This window comes from Moritella sp. PE36, assembly GCF_000170855.1.
Taxonomy (GTDB): domain Bacteria; phylum Pseudomonadota; class Gammaproteobacteria; order Enterobacterales; family Moritellaceae; genus Moritella.
On record NZ_ABCQ01000007.1, the window covers coordinates 24851 to 43871 of the forward strand.

General features: G+C 43.5%; 14 protein-coding genes. 9 read left to right on the plus strand and 5 right to left on the minus strand.

Translation table 11 applies throughout. The annotated features are described in order from the left end of the window. Positions 1–25: 25 nt before the first annotated feature. Positions 26–2071 carry a HAMP domain-containing sensor histidine kinase gene (locus PE36_RS06355; RefSeq protein WP_006031146.1) on the minus strand — a complete coding sequence of 682 codons (2046 nt, stop codon included), beginning with the start codon at positions 2069–2071 and terminating at the stop codon, positions 26–28. After that, positions 2068–3534 (minus strand): sigma-54 dependent transcriptional regulator, encoded by a 1467-nt coding sequence (locus tag PE36_RS06360; protein WP_006031147.1) that lies wholly within the window; start codon positions 3532–3534, stop codon positions 2068–2070. The genes PE36_RS06355 and PE36_RS06360 overlap by 4 nt, the downstream gene beginning before the upstream one ends. Before the next feature lie 233 nt (positions 3535–3767). Here PE36_RS06360 and PE36_RS06365 point away from each other — a divergent pair, with 233 nt between their 5' ends. From PE36_RS06365 to PE36_RS06405, 9 genes are all read left to right on the plus strand, one after another. Further along, on the plus strand, positions 3768–4592 hold the full coding sequence (locus PE36_RS06365) for a substrate-binding domain-containing protein (protein WP_043994101.1): 825 nt from the start codon (positions 3768–3770) through the stop codon (positions 4590–4592). 27 nt (positions 4593–4619) lie between these two features. Beyond that, positions 4620–5321 (plus strand): ABC transporter permease, encoded by a 702-nt coding sequence (locus PE36_RS06370; protein ID WP_006031149.1) that lies wholly within the window; start codon positions 4620–4622, stop codon positions 5319–5321. A 15-nt stretch (positions 5322–5336) separates the two neighbouring features. Further along, positions 5337–6041, plus strand: a complete 705-nt coding sequence (locus PE36_RS06375; protein WP_006031150.1) for an ATP-binding cassette domain-containing protein — start codon at positions 5337–5339, stop codon at positions 6039–6041. Further along, entirely contained in the window at positions 6028–6615 is a 588-nt protein-coding gene (mobA, locus tag PE36_RS06380; RefSeq protein ID WP_006031151.1) for a molybdenum cofactor guanylyltransferase MobA, read from the plus strand. Before PE36_RS06375 ends, mobA begins: the two co-directional genes overlap by 14 nt. After that, a complete protein-coding gene (locus PE36_RS06385; protein WP_006031152.1) occupies positions 6612–8420 on the plus strand; it encodes a bifunctional molybdopterin-guanine dinucleotide biosynthesis adaptor protein MobB/molybdopterin molybdotransferase MoeA in 1809 nt (602 codons plus the stop codon). The genes mobA and PE36_RS06385 overlap by 4 nt, the downstream gene beginning before the upstream one ends. 612 nt (positions 8421–9032) lie before the next feature. Next, positions 9033–10517 (plus strand): ABC transporter substrate-binding protein, encoded by a 1485-nt coding sequence (locus PE36_RS06390; protein ID WP_043994104.1) that lies wholly within the window; start codon positions 9033–9035, stop codon positions 10515–10517. 222 nt (positions 10518–10739) lie between these two features. Next, complete coding sequence (locus tag PE36_RS06395) at positions 10740–11693, plus strand: ABC transporter permease (protein ID WP_006031154.1); 954 nt, start codon at positions 10740–10742, stop codon at positions 11691–11693. Between the two features lies 1 nt (position 11694). Next, positions 11695–12555, plus strand: coding sequence for an ABC transporter permease (locus PE36_RS06400; protein ID WP_006031155.1), 861 nt, complete (start codon positions 11695–11697; stop codon positions 12553–12555). Between the two features lie 10 nt (positions 12556–12565). Continuing rightward, positions 12566–14203, plus strand: a complete 1638-nt coding sequence (locus PE36_RS06405) for an ABC transporter ATP-binding protein (RefSeq protein ID WP_006031156.1) — start codon at positions 12566–12568, stop codon at positions 14201–14203. Positions 14204–14285: 82 nt separating this feature from the next. On the opposite strand, the gene PE36_RS06410 is transcribed toward PE36_RS06405, so the two are convergent. The 3 genes from PE36_RS06410 to PE36_RS06420 all read right to left on the minus strand — a co-directional run bounded on the left by PE36_RS06410 (position 14286) and on the right by PE36_RS06420 (position 19016). Beyond that, on the minus strand, positions 14286–15359 hold the full coding sequence (locus PE36_RS06410) for a formate dehydrogenase subunit gamma (protein ID WP_006031157.1): 1074 nt from the start codon (positions 15357–15359) through the stop codon (positions 14286–14288). A 171-nt stretch (positions 15360–15530) separates the two neighbouring features. Next, entirely contained in the window at positions 15531–16148 is a 618-nt protein-coding gene (gene fdh3B / locus PE36_RS06415; protein WP_006031158.1) for a formate dehydrogenase FDH3 subunit beta, read from the minus strand. Between the two features lie 12 nt (positions 16149–16160). Next, positions 16161–19016, minus strand: a complete 2856-nt coding sequence (locus PE36_RS06420) for a formate dehydrogenase subunit alpha (RefSeq protein ID WP_006031159.1) — start codon at positions 19014–19016, stop codon at positions 16161–16163. Positions 19017–19021 lie beyond the last annotated feature (5 nt).

The following is a 19021-nucleotide window of genomic DNA, read 5'->3' on the forward strand; positions in this document are numbered from 1 at the left end:
TCAATGGCAACTAAAACCAGATTTGCTAATACACCTCAACAGCCAGTAATAAATCATTATCTACGACGGCTTTTTCGTGTAAATAAATAGAGAATGTCGAGCCGATACCAAGCTCAGACTGCACCGTGATCTTACCGCCCACTTCGCTAATAATACTTTGGCTAACCGATAAACCTAACCCGGTACCACTACGACGAGTAGTGAAAAACGGGTCAAAAATACGGGCTAAATTATCTTCACTGATACCACAGCCGTGATCACTAATATGTACCACTGCACCGATAACATTATCGTCATCATTACGCCAATCTTCAGTTTTAATCTTCAGCAGACCTTTGTCGTCCATGGCATGGACACCATTCATCTGCAAATTAACCAAGACTTGCAACAATTGATGACGGTTCACTTCAACACAACATTTTGCATCTAATTGCGATTTTATTTGCACATTGGCAGATTTAGTGCCTGAACTAACTAAAGTTAAACTCTCTTTTACAATCAAATTTAAGTGCTGCCAAGTGATCTCGTCTTGTACCCCTCCTTGGCGGCTATACTGCAGTAAACTTCGAGTAATATTTCGGATCCGATCTATCTGTTCGTGTATCGCTTCTAGCTCTTCAGAGACTCGTTGACTGTCATCTCCGAGTTCGAGTTGTAACAATTCAACATTACCTAAAATAACGGCTGTTGGATTATTAATTTCATGGGCAATACCCGCGGTTAACTCTCCAAGGGCAGCCAACTTTTCACTCATCACCAGCTTACTGCGTGTTTGATTTAGCAACTTAATATACTGTTCTAACTCTTGGGTTTTATCATGCAAGCTCTGCGTGCGACTATGTACCTTATCTTCAAGTTCCAGCGAAGCCTGTTTAATTAAATCATTACGCTGTTGCAATTGATCTAACATGGAATCAAATTGCTGACCAAAAATCGCTAATTCATGATCCTTACATAACCCCAGATCACCAATACGACGATTTAACCCTAACGGCACAACTCTCACCACATCATGGATCTTTTCTATCGGTCTAAATAAGTCTCGAGCACCACGGTATACCAGACCGCCCGACAGCAGTAATACCGCAATAATCCCGATACTGAACTCAACAATATTGGTTAAAAAAGTTGCTATTAACGGCCATTCTAAATAACCGGTATACAGCATGCCAATGACATTACCGTTATAATTACGTAACGGCTCATACGCCGAGATGTACCAATCGTCATATACAAAAGCACGACCGATCCAGTTTTCACCCGCAATCAGTACTTGCTGATTAACCTCTTGAGAAACACGGGTACCAATTGCACGACCATTCAGCTGTTCACTATCAAGCGGAACATTGGTACTGACCCGAATATCGTCCATAAACAGTGTTACCGTACCGATGCTATCCGCTGGCAATGTGCCAGCGCTGTAAACAAGATCACGGATCCGATCAACAACCTGGGTACTATTATTGAGTAATATACCGCCATCCATGATCCATTCTAGCTTATTCTCACGGTTAAAAATTGGCAGTAAATTACGACTAACCAGTCCTCTCGATTCAAATTTGTTTTCACCTAACAAGGGCATCTGAGCCGCGATAGGCAGGCTGCTATTTAACCTCTGTAATTCCTGATTATTCAGTACTTGGAAAAATGTCTGTGGTTTTGCCGTTAATAATAACTGCTGATTGATCAGTGGGAAGTCATCGAAGTCTGACGCAGGATGTAATACCACAAAATCCAATGCATAGTTTTCAGCTTGGCGTTTAACCCATTCTGGCAATTTCGCTTCATCGGTACGTAACAAGCGCTGAAACTCATACGAGGATGACAACGACGTTAATTGCATCCGCTGTTCTTTTTGTAATAACTCAATGCTGTTATGCGCCACAGTCAGATCTGATTTTACGTTCGTTAATGCGTTTTGCCATGTATACGTCACCGTCCAGTACATCGCCAGCGCAAATAAAGCAAACAGCGTGATCACTATGGGTACCGATGTAAGCACTAACAAACGGTAACGCACCATGGTTCTAAAACGTTTAATCCATAACAGTACATATTGCTTCATGTTCATAAGGCCGCTTCGTCAATCCATTCTTTATATTTACGCTCTAGCGTTTTACGGGCTACGCCAAGCTTACGCGCAGCCGCTGATTTATTCCCTTCATGAGAATCAACTACCTGCATGATATGGGCTTTTTCGACTTGCTTTAATGTCCATGCCGTTGGATAACAATATTGCTCTTCGTCACCGTTAATCTCAGATGAACAACGACAAGGGCTCTCTAAATTCGCTTCATCCATACGTATCTGGTCAAATGCGCTAATAGCCGCTCTTGGCAACGGCGCCGCATCACCTTGCAGCTCTCGCCAATACTCCGCGGGTGGTTTACCGAGCAAAATACAACGCTCCATCATATTGCGTAACTCACGAATATTACCTGGCCAATCATATACTTGCATCGCTTGAATATCTTCATGGGTCCAGCTCACCCCTTTCATGCCTAAGTCTTTGGCTAACTTTTGGGTAAAATGATGGGCTAATGTCGGAATATCTTCAATCCGATCCCGTAATGGCGGTACATCGACCGTTAATACATTTAAGCGATAATACAAATCTTGACGAAAACGGCCATCTTCCACATCCAATTTTAAATTACGATTGGTGGCGGCGACAATACGCACATCGACCGGGATCTCACGTTCACCACCAACCGGTCTAATCGCTTTTTGCTCTAATACCCGTAATAACGACGATTGCATGGCAAGTGGCATCTCACCAATTTCATCAAGGAATAAAGTACCCCCGTTGGCAACGCGAAATAACCCTTCGCGACTTTTTTTAGCCCCGGTAAACGCCCCCTGCATATGACCAAACAATTCACTTTCTAATAGATCCGGTGCAATCGAACCACAGTTTAACGGCACGAAAGGTCCATTACGCTGACTCAGTTGGTGTAATGCGCGCGCCACTAATTCTTTACCTGTCCCCGATTCACCTTCAATTAATACCGCGGCCATTGATGGGGCAATCTGGGTGATTAGCTTTTTCATTTGTAACGTTTTATCGGCATCGCCAATAATGTCGATAGGAAAGGTGCGTTCGATATCACGCTGCAGGGCAAAGTTTTGGCGTTCAACTAAGCGCCGTTCAATACAACGACTCACCGATTGCATCATTTGTTCGAGGTTGAACGGTTTTAAAATAAAGTCTGATGCGCCAGCGCGCAAGGCTTTGATCGCGGTATCTAAGTCCGCATAGCCAGTCATAAAGATCACATCACTGCGACGCGTTGCCGGATCCAAAGCCTCATGCCACTCAATTCCTGAACGTCCTGGTAAATTAATATCGACGATTAATAAATCAAAGTGACAACGTTTCCGGAGTTCCTCTGCTTCTTCGATACTGCCCGCGGTATCGACTTGGGCAAATTTCTTACTTAAGGCTTTTTTTAAAATGGCACGCATACCCGGTTCATCATCAACAACCAGTACCGATACCGCAGCCCAAGAATGAGGTGAAGAAAATTCAGACATAAATATAACTCACAACCATAATTTAAACGTTGCGACATTTTGTCCCAGCTCGGCGATTAAAGTCAAAATGATTTACTGGCTTTCCGGAACCCAGTTAAATTACATAATGTTTTATTGATTTAAATCAAGTTACTACATAAAAACAACAGGGGTTTTAACACGGTAGATGAGTTGGCACCTTATTTGCTTTGACACTAAGTGACTCTTTACATCACTTCACGTCAGGAAGACTTATGACTATAAAACCGATGACATGTATCCAAACATTACTTGCCTTAATCGCACTTGCAACAACCGCAGGGGTAAATGCAGCTGACGACATGAAGATCCGTTTGGCCACCACCACCAGTACTTATCATTCAGGACTGCTTGATTTCTTGTTACCTGAATTCAAAAAAGACACAGGTTATACGGTTGACGTACTTGCAGCTGGAACGGGTAAATCACTCCGCATGGGTCAAAATGGTGATGTTGATTTGGTGATGACTCACGCACCAAAATCAGAAGCGAAATTTGTTGAGGCCGGTTACGGTGTCCTGCCACGTCAACTCATGTATAACGATTTTGTCCTTGTTGGTCCCAAAGCCGATCCCGCAAAAATCAATGCCGATAAAGATATTGTGAAAGCATTCGCTGGCATCGCTACTTACAACGCTACCTTCATTTCCCGTGGTGATGATTCCGGCACCAACAAAAAAGAACTTGGCTTATGGGCACAAACTAAAATGGATCCAAATTTTGCTGGCTACAAAGCCGTAGGCCAAGGCATGGGACCAACGCTGAACATGGCATCGGAACTGCAAGCGTACACCTTAACTGATCGTGGTACTTGGCTTGCTTACCAAAATAAACTAGACCTTAAAATTGTTGTGCAAGGTGATAAGCGTTTATTTAACCCATACCAAGTGATCTTAGTTAACCCAAGCCGTTACCCGGGTATCAACTACCAAGGTGCTAAGATCTTCAGTGACTGGTTAGTCAATCCCAAAGCACAAACCATGATCAACAGTTATAAGCGTAACGGCGAGCAGCTATTTGTTGCCAATGCAAAATCGTAATTAATCCTTTAGCAACTTAGATACCTTATGGATATTTGGCAAACGACCCAAGACGCAGTACAACTTCTCTTCAGTGGCGATATGGCACTGTGGGGGATCGTCGGGGTATCATTTTCTGTGTCTTTGCTGGCAATAACGCTGGTATTAATACCAGCATTATTGATCGCCTTTGCCCTCGCCTACAGCAAATTTCCTGGGCGTTGGCTGTTACTGTCATTATTTAATACCTGTCAGTCCATTCCAACGGTGGTGATTGGCTTATTACTTTACATGATGCTGTCTCGAGCCGGTCCACTCGGTGACTGGCAGATGCTATTTACCCAAAAGGCCATGATCTTAGGACAAATGATAGTTTGTTTTCCGATTTTAGTGTCAATGATGCACGCCGCGTTTCAACACAGTGATCGCCGCGCTTGGGAAACGGCGCTGACATTAGGCGCAAGTCTACCTCGTGCCTTGTTAAGCTTAATGTGGGAATGTCGATTCCCGCTACTTGCTGCCATTATCGCGGCATTTAGCCGTATTATTACCGAAGTTGGTTGTTCAATGATGGTCGGTGGTAATATTTTAAATGCAACCCGTAATATTCCGACCGCAATCGCCTTAGAAAGCTCAAAAGGCGCGTTTGCACAAGGTGTTGCCCTAGGTATGGTCTTATTGATCTTGGCACTAGGACTTAATTTTTTATTATCGTTCGCCCGTGGTAAAGCCCACTTGCGTACCAACTAGGCTGAGGTATAGAGCATGTCGCAAATTACAATTCAAGCAGAAGATATCTCGATCCGCTTTAAAGATCGGCTGCTTTTTCACATACCTCACCTTAAATTCGGCCCACAAGAAGCGATTTACCTCACCGGTGCCAATGGCGTAGGTAAGACCACATTATTAAAAATATTATCCGGTTTACAACGCCCAACCACAGGTAAAGTTAACCTGCAGTGTAACAACTGGTTTGCCCGCTTATTTAAAAGTAATGCTAAAAATGGCGTTATCTATATGCATCAAACACCTTACATGTTTGATGCTAGCGTACTGGATAATGTCAGTTATGGTTTAAAATTCGCCATTAGAGGTCGCCAAGCACAACGAAGTGAAGCGATAACAGCCCTACGTATGGTAGGGTTAGAAACTCTCGCTAATGAACATATTTCGGTATTATCAGGTGGTGAGCGCCAACGCGTGGCAATGGCAAGAGCATGGGTACTGAAACCAAGCGTGCTATTAATGGACGAATCGAGTGCCAGCATGGATACAGAATCCATCGAACGCCAGGTGATACTCGCTAAAGATTTGCTCGAACGTGGATCAACCTTGGTGATCACCAGCCACCAGCAAAATGCACTTACCGCACTTTGTCGCCGTCAGTGGTGTATTAGCAATAGCAAATTAATCGAACGAGCAGATCTACAGCTCATTAACAAAGATAAGGACAATTATGCCTTCGGCTGAACAAACAAGTTGGGTAATTTTAGCAGGCGGACAAGCCAGCCGCATGGGCGGAGATGACAAGGGCTTAGTCACATTAGCCGGCAAAGCCATGATTGAGCATGTCATCGATACCCTGTCGCCACAAACCAACAAGATCGCTATTAACGCCAATCGAAATCAAGATACCTATAGCCAATACGGCGATGTATTCGGCGATCAATTACAGGGTTATCAAGGGCCTCTCGGCGGTATGCATGCTGCAATATTACATTTAAACGATGCTGAGTGGATTGGCTTTGTACCCTGTGATTGTCCACAATTACCCAGCGATTTAGTCACCCGAATGGCGGCAGCTTGTGCAGCCGATACCGATATTGTGGTGGCCCATGATGGCGAACATATTCAGCCAGTAGTCACGCTATTACATCGTCGTATTTTACCGAAACTCGAAGCATTTTTGGACAACGGTGACCGCAAGATCATTCTGTTATACCGTCAATGCAACATGCTCACGGTAGATTTTAGCGACCAGCCGAACGCATTTGTAAACTTAAATACCCCCGCAGAACTGCAACAATTTGGACAAACAAAATGAGTAAAATCTACGCGTCACTCCCTTTACTTGGCTTTGCTGCATTCAGTGGTACCGGCAAAACCACCCTGCTTGAAGCCATACTACCCAAGTTAGTGACGCGTGGTCTCCGTGTTGCCGTGATCAAACATGCGCATCATGATTTTGATATCGACCAACCGGGCAAAGACAGCTACCGCCTGCGTAAAGCGGGTGCTAGCCAGATGTTAATTTCATCCCGTTGTCGCCGCGCCTTAGTCACGGAAACACCTGATGAAGAAGCGACACTGCCGCACTTGATCGCCCAGTTAGATCAAACTCAACTCGACCTGATCCTGGTTGAAGGTTTTAAGAAACTCAGTTTCCCGAAAATTGAATTACACCGTGCAGAAGTGGGCAAACCTTGGTTACACCCAACAGACAATAATATTATTGCCGTTGCAGCCAATGTGTCAGTTCCCGCATCAGAGTCAGCACAACAGTCATTACCACTGCTCGATATTAACAACCTTGAGCAGATCACTGATTTTGTTGTGAGTTTTATTCAAGGTGAAGTCAATGCGACCAAACCTGAACAGCCACAAGGATTACAATGTGGCGACTTAACACCACAAGGTATGTTATCTGTCGCAGAAGGACGGGAGCGTATTCTTGGTCATATTGTACCACTTACACAATCACAGACTGTTGATTTAAAAACAGCTTTGGGTCAAATTGTCGCACATGACGTACTTTCGCCAGTAAATGTGCCACAACATACTAATTCAGCAATGGATGGTTATGCGATCCGTGGTGATGATTTAGCGTGTGACAGCTATGAGGTTGTCGCCCATGTGATGGCAGGACACAGTTATAACTTGCCACTTGAAAAAGGCCAAGCAGTACGGATCATGACTGGTGCAGCGGTTCCTGAATGTGCCGATACAGTGGTCATGCGCGAGCAAGCTGAACAAGTCGACAACACCGTTCGTTTTGATCTGAGCATGGCAGCTATCCACCCTGGTCAGAATGTCCGTCAAGCGGGTGAAGATTTAGCATTAGGCCAAACAGCCGTAGCCGCAGGTAGCAAGATCACGGCACCAGAATTAGGCATGATAGCCTCTCTCGGCATTAACCAAGTGACCGTTAAAAAGCCAGTACGTGTTGCTATCTTTTCAACTGGTGATGAAGTACAGCATCCCGGTGAAGTACAACAGAATAACTGCATTTACGATTCTAACCGTTACACCTTACATGCGATGCTAACGCAAGCGGGCTGTGAAGTGATTGATTTAGGCATTATCGAAGACAGCGAAGCCGCATTAGCAGCGACATTACAGCAAGGCAGTGACCAAGCGGATTTGATCTTGTCATCCGGCGGTGTTTCGGTTGGTGATGCCGATTACATCAAAACCGTGTTGGACAAACTGGGACAAATCAACTTCTGGCGCATCAACATGCGTCCGGGTCGTCCGTTAGCATTTGGCCAAATTAACGATACGCCATTTTTTGGTTTACCGGGTAATCCCGTTGCGGTAATGGTGGTGTTTTTACAATTTGTTGAACCTGCGATCCGCAAACTGCAAGGCATCACAGATTGGCAGCCACAAGTATTCAATGCCATTGCCACAGAACGTTTCCGCTCTCGTCCTCATCGTACTGAGTATACCCGTGGTATTTTTAGTTTTGATGCTAACGGTCGTTTAATCGTGAAAAGTACCGGGCAACAAGGCTCAGGTATCTTGCGCTCGATGAGTGAAGCAAATTGTTTAGTTGAAGTATTACCTGAACAGGCTAATGCAGAAATTGGCGATCTAGTTCACATTATTCCCCTACAAGGACGTATTTAATCAATTAGTTGTCGCCTGAAACGGCTAACTAATAACGCCAAGGGTAGCCTAATTAATTCACGCAGCCCTTTTACTTTCATCATGTTACGCTATGCTGAACAGCATAAGTCACTTTCATTCCCCAACGCCAATAACAGCATAACCCAAGATACGGCAAATACCCCGTTTGTGATACAGTTCAAAAAATGGTACTGTCGTCGCAAGATTTAGGTATCATTCACTAAACGAACACATTAATCCCCACAGCACATAATCTTACCCGATTCCTCATGGATGAAGCCGGCAGACTTTACGCGTCATTACAACAATGGCCCGAACAGCAATCCATCACGCTTGCAGTACATTGAATGATATAACGTGATGAACTCCCTGATCCGTATAGACGCATGAGTAATTTTTGTCGTCGCTTTTAAAAACCTGCAATCAAAGGACACAAATAAGCATACGAATATGACGATGAAGAGATCGCAGATAAAAATACTGCTCATCGTATAGCGGCGATAGGTTTCATAACTCAACGGATGAAAAGAGATAATTAAATTCTGAGTTTTATGCTCAAGATAGTAAATGGAAAATTATTTAATTTAAAATTATAAAAAGGACAATAATTAAATGCTTTTGAAAAAATTAGTGTATGGAAGTTTATTCGTCACATGTATGCTCTCCTCAGCAGCCTATGCAGAAACACTGAAAACGCCACATCAATTAGAATGGCGAGGACAGGAATCACTTGATCCAATTTCATCAACACGCTTTTATTACCCTACCCAAATGTTATATAGCCGCCTAGTAAGACAAGATGAAACAGGCGCACCATCTCCAGAACTAGCAACCAAATGGACTGCGAATGAAACAGCCACTGAATGGACGTTTGATTTACGCGAAAATGTAAAATTTCATAATGGTCAAGTACTCACGTCTGCCGATGTTGTAGCGACAATAGACCGAATTCTTGATGTTAAACGCGATGCACCTGTCCGCTCAGTACTGTCAATAATCCAAGAAGCAAAAGCCATAAATGATTATAAAGTTCTGTTTACGCTGAATAAAGCGCATTCTGACTTCCCAATTTTATTAATGGATTATCGCGTAAAAATATTACCAGCAAAGGTTGATCAAGATAAATCTCTCGTCGGTATCGGAACGGGACCATTTAAACTTGAGAATCTTAATATTGAAGGCACAACCAACCTTATTGCCTATAATGAATACTGGGAAGGCAAGCCGAAACTTGACGGTATTGATTTAATCGCAATTGCTGATGATTCAGCGAGAGTACAAGCCCTGCTTGCGCGACAAATCGACTGGATTGGTTGGTCTGGTGTAACATCGCAACAACTGCCTTTATTTCAATATAACAGCATGTTTAAGGTCGATTCTATTGCGACCGGCGAATGGCGTGGCATTATATTTAAAAATGACGTAGCGCCATTTACCGATCCAAAAGTACGTAAAGCAATGCGCATGGTTGCTGACCGCGAAGAAATGGCCAGACTTATACTAGGTGGCGATGGCGGAGCAACTAGCTGCGACACACCAGTATGGAAAGGCGATCAATATCGAATGGAAATAGAGTGTAACCAAGATATCGAAGGCGCTAAAAAATTATTAGCCGAAGCAGGTTTTCCTGATGGTATCGATATCGATCTTTATACTAGTAACACCGATACCTACTTCCGACCTTTAGTTGAAATCTACCAACGTCAAGCCGCCAAAGCCAACATTCGTGTGCATATAAAAATGACCCCGTCTGACAGTTATTGGAATGACGTCTGGATGAAAAAATCTGCATTTACTACAGTGTGGGGACAGCGACCAACCGATCAAATACTTAATGAAGCCTATCGTGGCGGCGCGTCATGGAATGAATCGGTTTGGAATAACACCGAGTTTGATCAATTATTAGATACAGCGCGTCTAACGTTAGACTTTAATTCTCGTAAGAAGCTGTATATCGATGCTCAAAAAATGCTATGGGAAGAGGGTGGTAGCTTAATTCCATTCCACTTGCGCAATCATCGAGTAACAATGAAAAATGTAACGATCCCTGCTGTGGACGATTTTTCAATTCGATGGGACCTTGTCACTAAAGATTAATTTATAACAATACAGTTAGATTTTAACGGCATAAAAGTAGAGTTAAAATTCTATTTTTATGCTTTTATTCGTTATAAATTTTAACTTACGTATATCTGTATTTATACCCCAACTACTTCAATATGCAATATCAACTAACCTCCCGTAGGGCAAGCAGAAATAAGGCATCTTCGGGATAATGAAGTAGCTTGGGTATATACCTTTAATATAATGAGGACTTTCATGTTTACCATGATTTATAAACGCCTTTTCACCGCAATGTTTTCGCTTATGATTGTGGGTGTTTTGGTTTTTTTTGTTACTGAATCATTACCCGGTGACTTTTGTACTAGTTATCTAGGACAAAATGCCAGCGGCACTCGATTAGAACAATGTCGCATCGACAATAATTTAAATGCCCCTTTAATTGAACGTTTTGCGCTTTGGTCCGAAAATATTGTTAATGGCAATTTGGGCACATCGTTAAAACGTCAAAAGCCCGTTAGTGACATACTTATTCCTCGATTAGAAAACACCTTGATTCTTGGTGGCATCGCAGCCTCGATAGGGATACCAATCGCCATTCTGCTTGGCTGTATCGCCGGCCTTCGAGTCAATAGAAAATCAGACCACATTATCTCAATGGCTTCCCTTTTCACCATGACTGTGCCTGAATTTGTAACCGCCACCCTATTAACGCTGGTATTTAGTATCTGGCTACCCTGGTTTCCAGCCGTGACGTTAATCGGAGACAGTGCTTCGTTTTCTGAATTACTGCCAAACTTAGTACTACCAGCCATTACCCTGTCGATGGTCATGATTGCCCATATATTACGTATGGTGCGCGCATGTATGATCACCGTGATGAATTCAGATTATATTAAAATGTGTCACTTAAAAGGCATGCCTTATTGGCATATCGTTTTTTATCATGCACTGCCTAATGCCCTGCTTCCGGCTATTAACATTATCGCGCTTACTATTGCCTGGCTACTTGGTGGTGTTGTTATCATCGAACAAGTATTCAACTACCCTGGTATTGGCAGTCTGATGATTGCAGCTATTTACGATAGAGACCTCCCGGTCGTTCAAGGTATTGCCATCGCTTTAGCGGTTATTTATATTTTGGTTAACCTTTGTGCAGATCTGCTAACCGGTGTTCTTAATCCCAAACTTCGCACACTGCAAGGATATTAAAATGAGTCAGATTAAATTGTTTATGGACTTTTTTAAACAACTTAGCGCAACACCATCCGCTAAAGTTGGTTTAATCTTATTCATTTCCCATATTATATTAGCTTGTTTTGCTACCTATATCATTCCCTATGATTATGGACAAACCGACAGCTTTAATATTCTTAAGGGTCCAAGCCTGGAACACTGGTTCGGCACCGACCAATTAGGCCGAGATATCTTAAGCCGTACCATTATGGGTGGCAGAGCAGCGCTAATGATTACCTTTGCGGGGAGTTTCATCGCCATACTATGGGGCAGCTGCTTAGGCATTATTACCGGTTTTGTAGGCGGACGTTTTGATGAAGTCGTCATGCGTTTCATCGATGCGTTATTATCAATTCCCTGGATCCTATTTTTGCTGCTGATCATCAGTGTGATTGGACAGAGCGATGCGACATTAATTTTAACCTTAGGCTTTTTCTACGGTATTGCAGTGATAAGAGTTGTTAGGGGTGCCACCCTTGACGTTATTACTCATGACTATATTTTAGCCGCACGCTTACGCGGAGAACGCACCAGTTCTATCATTCGCTATGAAATTTTGCCTAATATCATGAATGTTATCTTAGTGGATGGCGCGATGCGTTGGTCATGGATGTTACTTATTTTCAGTTCTTTATCTTTCTTAGGCTTTGGCGTTAACCCGCCGACGCCAGATTGGGGCTTGATGATCGCAGATACGCGAGGATTCATGTCTGTCGCACCTTGGGCTACCCTTGCACCGTTAATCGCTTTAAGCTCACTTATATTTTCAATCAATATTATTTCAGACGCCTTATCAAAAGTGGTTGGTCTAAATCGTGATAACAGCTCGCCAGTATAAGGAGAAAAAGATGAATCATATAATCGAAGTTTCAAATCTAAATTTGGGATTCAACAACAAATCAGGTGATTTTTGTCATATTCTCAAAGATGTCAATCTCCAAGTTAAGCCCAAAGATATTATCGGTCTGGTGGGTGAATCTGGCTCAGGAAAAAGCACCTTAGCCCTGGCTTTAATGGGATACACCAACGACGGTTGTTTTATTAAATCTGGCGCTATCCATTTTGATAATAAAGACATCGTACAGCTACCCATCGAAGCGTTATCCGCAATCCGAGGTAGCCAGATCGCATTAATACCTCAAAATGCAGGACAAGCATTAACGCCAACCATGAAAGTGGGTCCGCAAATACAAGAAGTATTACAATTTCATAGTGATATTGACAAAGAAAATTATAAATCTAGAGTCATTGAGCTATTAAACGATGTTAAATTACCGGATCCAGAACAAATATTTTCACGTTATCCACACCAACTTTCAGGCGGTCAACAACAACGTGTAGCAATTGCGATGGCGTTAGCGGTCAAACCTGAGCTACTCATTTTAGATGAGCCAACAACAGGCCTTGATGCGACCACTCAGGTCCATATTCTGGATTTATTAAAAGCATTGATCCATAAACATAACGTGGCGATGGTTTTTGTAAGCCATGATTTTGGTGCGGTGTCTCGACTGTGCAATAAAGTATGTGTGATGTATAAAGGCGAGATAGTAGAACACGGTGACATCAAAAAAGTATTATTAGAGCCTGAACATAGCTACACCCAAGCGTTGCTAAAAGCAGTGCCGGTTATTGGTAAAAATCAAAAAAACACCCAGCCAGTAACGCCGCAAGATGAGGTGGAAAAAGAAACCAGCATCTCGTTAACGGATCTGAAAATATCCTATCACCGTAACACGTTATGGCAATCAATAACCCGACAACTAGAGCCTGAAGCCACCGTCGACAATATCAATTTAACGTTAAAGAAAGGTGAAACACTGGCCTTGATTGGTGAGTCTGGTAGTGGTAAATCGACCATTCTTAAAACCATTGCAGGATTAAACAAAGCCAACGGTGGTGAAATAATCTTTAATGGCAAACCATTAGAGATCCTGGAAAAACGCAGCAAAAAACAGAAAAAACAGATCCAAATGATATTTCAAAACCCGGATGCTTCGTTAAACCCCAAGCAAACGATTTTGCAGATTTTATCTAAACCATTACAACTCTATTTTAATATGAATAGCGCTCAATGCCATGAAAGAGCAAAAGAATTATTGATACAAGTACACCTCAATCCAGACTATCTGTATCGCAACCCAACCATGCTGTCTGGTGGTGAAAAACAACGTGTGGCAATAGCAAGAGCCTTTGCATCCGAGCCCGAGTTATTGCTTTGTGATGAGATAACCTCAGCGTTAGATGTAACCGTGCAAGCTACCGTATTGACATTACTCAAAGAGCTGCAACTAAAATTCAATACCAGTTATATTTTTATCGCGCATGATTTAGCGATTGTCGAGTCGATTGCAGATCAAATTGCCATACTGAACAACGGTCGAATTTGTGAAGTCGGTGAAACCAAGTCAGTATTTGCCAATCCAACTCATCCATACACAAAAACCTTATTAAACTCAGTTCTAAAACCAGAAATAAATATGTGATCTGAACTAAGAACCGCTTAATAGTTCTCCTTCTAAATCAGCAGGCTGGTTTAGAAGGAGAATACCTCATTAAGCGAGAGTCCTAATGCTCAGTTTTGGTGTTCTTTTTGTATTCTGGGTCCGTGACTACTGCAGTTCTCGATTGATTCTCTGGTAAGCCTTTTACTTTTTCATACCAAATATCATGGTGCTCTTTCGCCCATGTTTCATCTACTTCGCCTGTCACCATACCTTCTAGCGACGCTTCGATACCCACTAGACCCACATAAATATGGAACACAAAACCACAGATCAATACTAACGATGCCAGCATATGCACTAAGTTCGATAACTCCATATCACGGCGGGTTTGTCCGAAGAGAGGGAAATCGAGAATAAAGCCACTAAAGATAATGAACACACCACAAAATATCAGTAACCAAAACAGTGCTTTTTCACCACCATTCGAGAAATCAGCGGATGGGTGTGTGCCTTTGTGTTTACCAACCATACCGCCCATTTTCATGAACCAGTTAATATCGACTTTGGTGAACAGACTCTTACGCCACCATTTGATCATCACCGTAAACAGTAAGATAGCAAATAAGGGACCCACATAGTTATGGAACTGTTTCACGCCATAAATAATCATCGCCCAAATATCACGGGAGATCACTGGTTTCAGGAAGTGCTTACCATAAACCAACATTAAGCCGGTAAACGCCAAGCTTAAAAACGTAAACGCCATGCTCCAATGCAAAGTACGATCGACCAAACTCCAGCGTTTAATCTTACGGCCGGTTTTGGCTTTACTTAATCTTAGCGGGCCAATCGTAAAGTACGCTAATACCACTAAACCAATGCTGCCAAAAATAGCGAGTGCCCCTAATGGCGACATCCACTTCTCTTTCAGAATAAACCAAGCTTGCCCCGGCACACTGATCAACACACCGTGTTCTGGTGATTTTGATGTGGTATAGCCCTCTTGACCATCTCGTACTGCACGCCAATAATCAGCACCAGCAAAGCCAGCCAGTTCACCTTTTACCGATGACTCGCCTAAACGGTCACTGCGAGTCTTGTTATCTGCTGTTTCATTCGCAAATGCTGACAAGGTAAAGCTCAGCATTAATACACTCACTAACAGAGTGAACCAACGTTGAATTCGCTTAGTCATTAAATCTCCTCACTGTATCTAAACAACAGCGCTAATAGGGAGCAGCTTTATCGCCAAAGTCGCTCACCCATGTTTATGTTAGTTATTACAATTATCCGTTAATTCTGTGCCCATTAACGATGAGGGAACACAGACTTTATACATGGCTAATCACTTAGCCATGCATAAAAATTAACTGCTTTGGGGTTTACTCGCGTCATAAGCAAGGTCGTCAGTGCTTGCCCAGCCCGCATTTTTCGCACCGCGTGCAACAACACGTTCCGCATAAATATCAGAGATTTTTGCAGCATCACCAGCAAGCAAGGCTTTAGTCGAACAAAGCGATGCACACATAGGTAATTTACCTTCAGCGATACGATTCGAGCCGTATTTTTTCTTCTCTTCTTCAGAACCATTTTCTACATTCGGTCCACCAGCACAGAAAGTACATTTGTCCATCTTGCCACGTTCAGCAAAGGCATCTTGTTTTGGAAATTGTGGCGCGCCAAATGGGCAGGCAAACAAACAATAACCACAACCGATACACAGGTCTTTGTCGTGCAGCACAATGCCATCTTCGGTGCGTTCAAAACAATCTGCAGGACAGACCGCCATACACGGTGCATCAGTACAATGCATACAGGCAACAGAGATTGAGCTTTCACCCGGCTCACCGTCGTTTAAGGTAACTACGCGGCGGCGTTGGATACCCCATTGTAGTGCATCATCATTTTCATTCTTACATGCGGTGACACAACCATTGCATTCAATACAACGTTTCGAGTCACACAGAAATTTCATACTCGCCATTTGAATGACTCCTTACGCTTTGGTAATTTTACAGAGGGTTACTTTAGTTTCCTGCATTTGTGTTACCGGATCATAACCATAGGTTGTGGCAATGTTTGCCGATTCGCCCGATACATACGGGGTTGAACCTGCTGGGTAGTTACCACGTAAATCTTCACCTTGGAAATAACCACCAAAGTGGAACGGGAGAAATGCCAGTCCCGGTTTAACGCGGCGGGTAACCATAGCTTTAACGTGGATACGGCCTTTTTCAGCACCTTCAACCCACACCATTTCACCATCTCTGAAACCTAAATCGTTGGCATCTTTCGGGTTAACTTCAACAAACATTTCTTGTTGTAATTCAGCTAACCATGGGTTTGAACGGGTTTCATCACCACCACCTTCATACTCAACCAAACGCCCAGACGTAAGCACGATCGGGTATTCACCTGATACGTCTTTGTCTTGGATTGATTTGTATAATGTTGGCAGACGGAACATCGCTTCACTGTCATTCCAGGTAGGGTAATCAGCCACCAGATCACGGCGTGGTGTATAAAGCGGTTCACGATGAAGCGGCACAGCATCTGGGAAGGTCCAGACCACAGCACGCGCTTTCGCATTACCGTAAGGGATACAACCGTGTTTGATTGCCACACGTTGAATACCGCCCGAGACGTCAGTTTTCCAGTTTTTACCTGCTGCTTTCACTTTCTCGTCAGCCGTCAGTTCATCCCACCAGCCAAGTTGCTTAAGTAGTTTGTCACTGAACTCAGGGAAGCCACCTTCTAGCTCACAATCTTTTGAATAACTGTCGACCGCTAATAAGCTTTCACCATTACGTTCAACACCAAAGCGGGCACGGAAGTTACCGCCACCTAATGCAACAGGCTTCGATGTATCATAAAGAATATGGGTACCCGGATGTTTCATTTCTGGCGTGCCCCAACATGGCCAAGGTAGACCGTAAGTCTCACCATGAGCAACACCACCTTCAGCTTCGAGGGTGGTTTTGTGGAATGTATGCCAATTTTTCTGATGGGCTTTTAGACGTTCAGGACTTTGACCTGTGTAGCCAATGGTCCACATACCTTTGTTGAATTCACGGGTAATGTCTTCAATCACCGGTTGGTTGTTCTTCACCTCAATATGCTTGAACAATTGCTCCGCTAAACCAAGCTTCTTAGCGAGTAAATACATGATCTCGTGATCAGGTTTAGACTCAAACAGCGGTTCAATTACCTTATCACGCCATTGAATTGAACGGTTGGTCGCGGTGACTGAACCTGTGGTTTCAAATTGTGTTGTCGCTGGTAGTAAATAAACATTGTCAGTACGACCGTTCATGACCGCTGCGACACCTGGATACGGGTCAACAATCACCATCATGTCCAGTTTACCCATCGCCGTGCGCATTTCTGGGCCACGGGTTTGAGAGTTAACCGCATGACCCCAATAGAACATGGCGCGGATATTATCGTTCTGCTCGATGTTGTCTTTATTTTCTAATACCCCATCAATCCAACGGGATACCGGAATGCCCGCGTGGTTCATTGGTTTTTTACCGCGGTAAGCATTTTGATCAAAACGGTTTTTCAACCATTCATAATCCACATCCCAAACGCCAGCCCAATGTTTCCATGCGCCTTCAGAAAGACCGTAATAACCCGGTAAGTTATCTGCTAATACACCAAAGTCAGTCGCACCCTGTACGTTATCGTGACCACGGAAAATATTGGCACCACCACCCGACTTGCCGATGTTGCCTAATGCCAGTTCCAGAATACAATAAGCACGGGTATTGTTATTACCTGTAGTATGCTGGGTACCACCCATGCACCAAACAACACAACCTGGACGGTGTTCAGAAAGCAGTTTCGCTGTTTCATAAACATCTGCTTCAGATACGCCAGATACGCGTTCTACTTCTGCAGGTGTCCATTTAGCGACTTCAGCACGCACGTCTTCCATGCCGTAAACTCGTTGGCGAATAAACTCTTTATCTTCCCAACCGTTTTTAAATACGTGGTATAACACTCCCCAAACAAACGCAACGTCAGACCCCGGACGTAAAGACACATAGTGATCGGCTTTTGCCGCAGTACGGGTACGACGTGGATCAGCAACAATAATTTTACAGTTGTTTTTTTCTTTGGCGATAAGGATATGCTGCATCGCAACGGGATGCGCTTCCGCAGGGTTTGAGCCGATAAACAAGATTGATTTACAATTCTGCATATCATTTAGCGAATTGGTCATCGCGCCATAACCCCAGGTATTGGCGACACCTGCTACTGTAGTAGAGTGACAAATACGAGCTTGGTGATCGACATTATTGGTGCCCCACATCGATACCATTTTACGGAACAAATACGCTTGTTCATTGTTATGTTTTGCCGAGCCTAACCAGTAAACAGAATCAGGACCCGATTCTTCACGGATCTTAAGTACTTGCTGGCTGACTTCTTCAAGCGCCGTTTCCCAGCTCATTTTTATCCATTTACCGTTAACCAGTTTCATTGGATATTTAAGACGTTTAGCACCATGTCCGTGTTCACGTAGTGCAGCCCCTTTAGCACAGTGTCCCCCCGCATTAAACGGGTGATCGAATGCCGGTTCTTGACCTGTCCATACACCTTCTTGTACTTCGGCATAAATGCCGCAGCCCACTGAGCAGTGAGAACAAATCGTCCGTTTAATTTCAACCGGTGATTCTAGATCGACAGATTTCGCTTGTGCTTTTTTCATCATGCCCGGTGCGAACATGCCTACACCGACAGCACCACCAGCGGCAGCAATTGAAGAGTTACGTATAAACGCACGGCGCGAAATACCCAGTTGTTTTTCGTCCTTGTTGACCGTATCGGAACGTTTAGTTAATTTCATTTAAA

Coding starts and splice junctions, on each gene's coding strand:
- PE36_RS06365 (WP_043994101.1), top strand. CDS start 3,768: ATGACTATAAAACCGATGACATGTATCCAAACATTACTTGCCTTAATC.
- PE36_RS06405 (WP_006031156.1), top strand. CDS start 12,566: ATGAATCATATAATCGAAGTTTCAAATCTAAATTTGGGATTCAACAAC.
- PE36_RS06360 (WP_006031147.1), bottom strand. CDS start 3,534: ATGTCTGAATTTTCTTCACCTCATTCTTGGGCTGCGGTATCGGTACTG.
- fdh3B (WP_006031158.1), bottom strand. CDS start 16,148: ATGGCGAGTATGAAATTTCTGTGTGACTCGAAACGTTGTATTGAATGC.
- PE36_RS06420 (WP_006031159.1), bottom strand. CDS start 19,016: ATGAAATTAACTAAACGTTCCGATACGGTCAACAAGGACGAAAAACAA.
- PE36_RS06375 (WP_006031150.1), top strand. CDS start 5,337: ATGTCGCAAATTACAATTCAAGCAGAAGATATCTCGATCCGCTTTAAA.
- PE36_RS06395 (WP_006031154.1), top strand. CDS start 10,740: ATGTTTACCATGATTTATAAACGCCTTTTCACCGCAATGTTTTCGCTT.
- PE36_RS06410 (WP_006031157.1), bottom strand. CDS start 15,359: ATGACTAAGCGAATTCAACGTTGGTTCACTCTGTTAGTGAGTGTATTA.
- PE36_RS06355 (WP_006031146.1), bottom strand. CDS start 2,071: ATGAACATGAAGCAATATGTACTGTTATGGATTAAACGTTTTAGAACC.
- mobA (WP_006031151.1), top strand. CDS start 6,028: ATGCCTTCGGCTGAACAAACAAGTTGGGTAATTTTAGCAGGCGGACAA.
- PE36_RS06370 (WP_006031149.1), top strand. CDS start 4,620: ATGGATATTTGGCAAACGACCCAAGACGCAGTACAACTTCTCTTCAGT.
- PE36_RS06400 (WP_006031155.1), top strand. CDS start 11,695: ATGAGTCAGATTAAATTGTTTATGGACTTTTTTAAACAACTTAGCGCA.
- PE36_RS06390 (WP_043994104.1), top strand. CDS start 9,033: ATGCTTTTGAAAAAATTAGTGTATGGAAGTTTATTCGTCACATGTATG.
- PE36_RS06385 (WP_006031152.1), top strand. CDS start 6,612: ATGAGTAAAATCTACGCGTCACTCCCTTTACTTGGCTTTGCTGCATTC.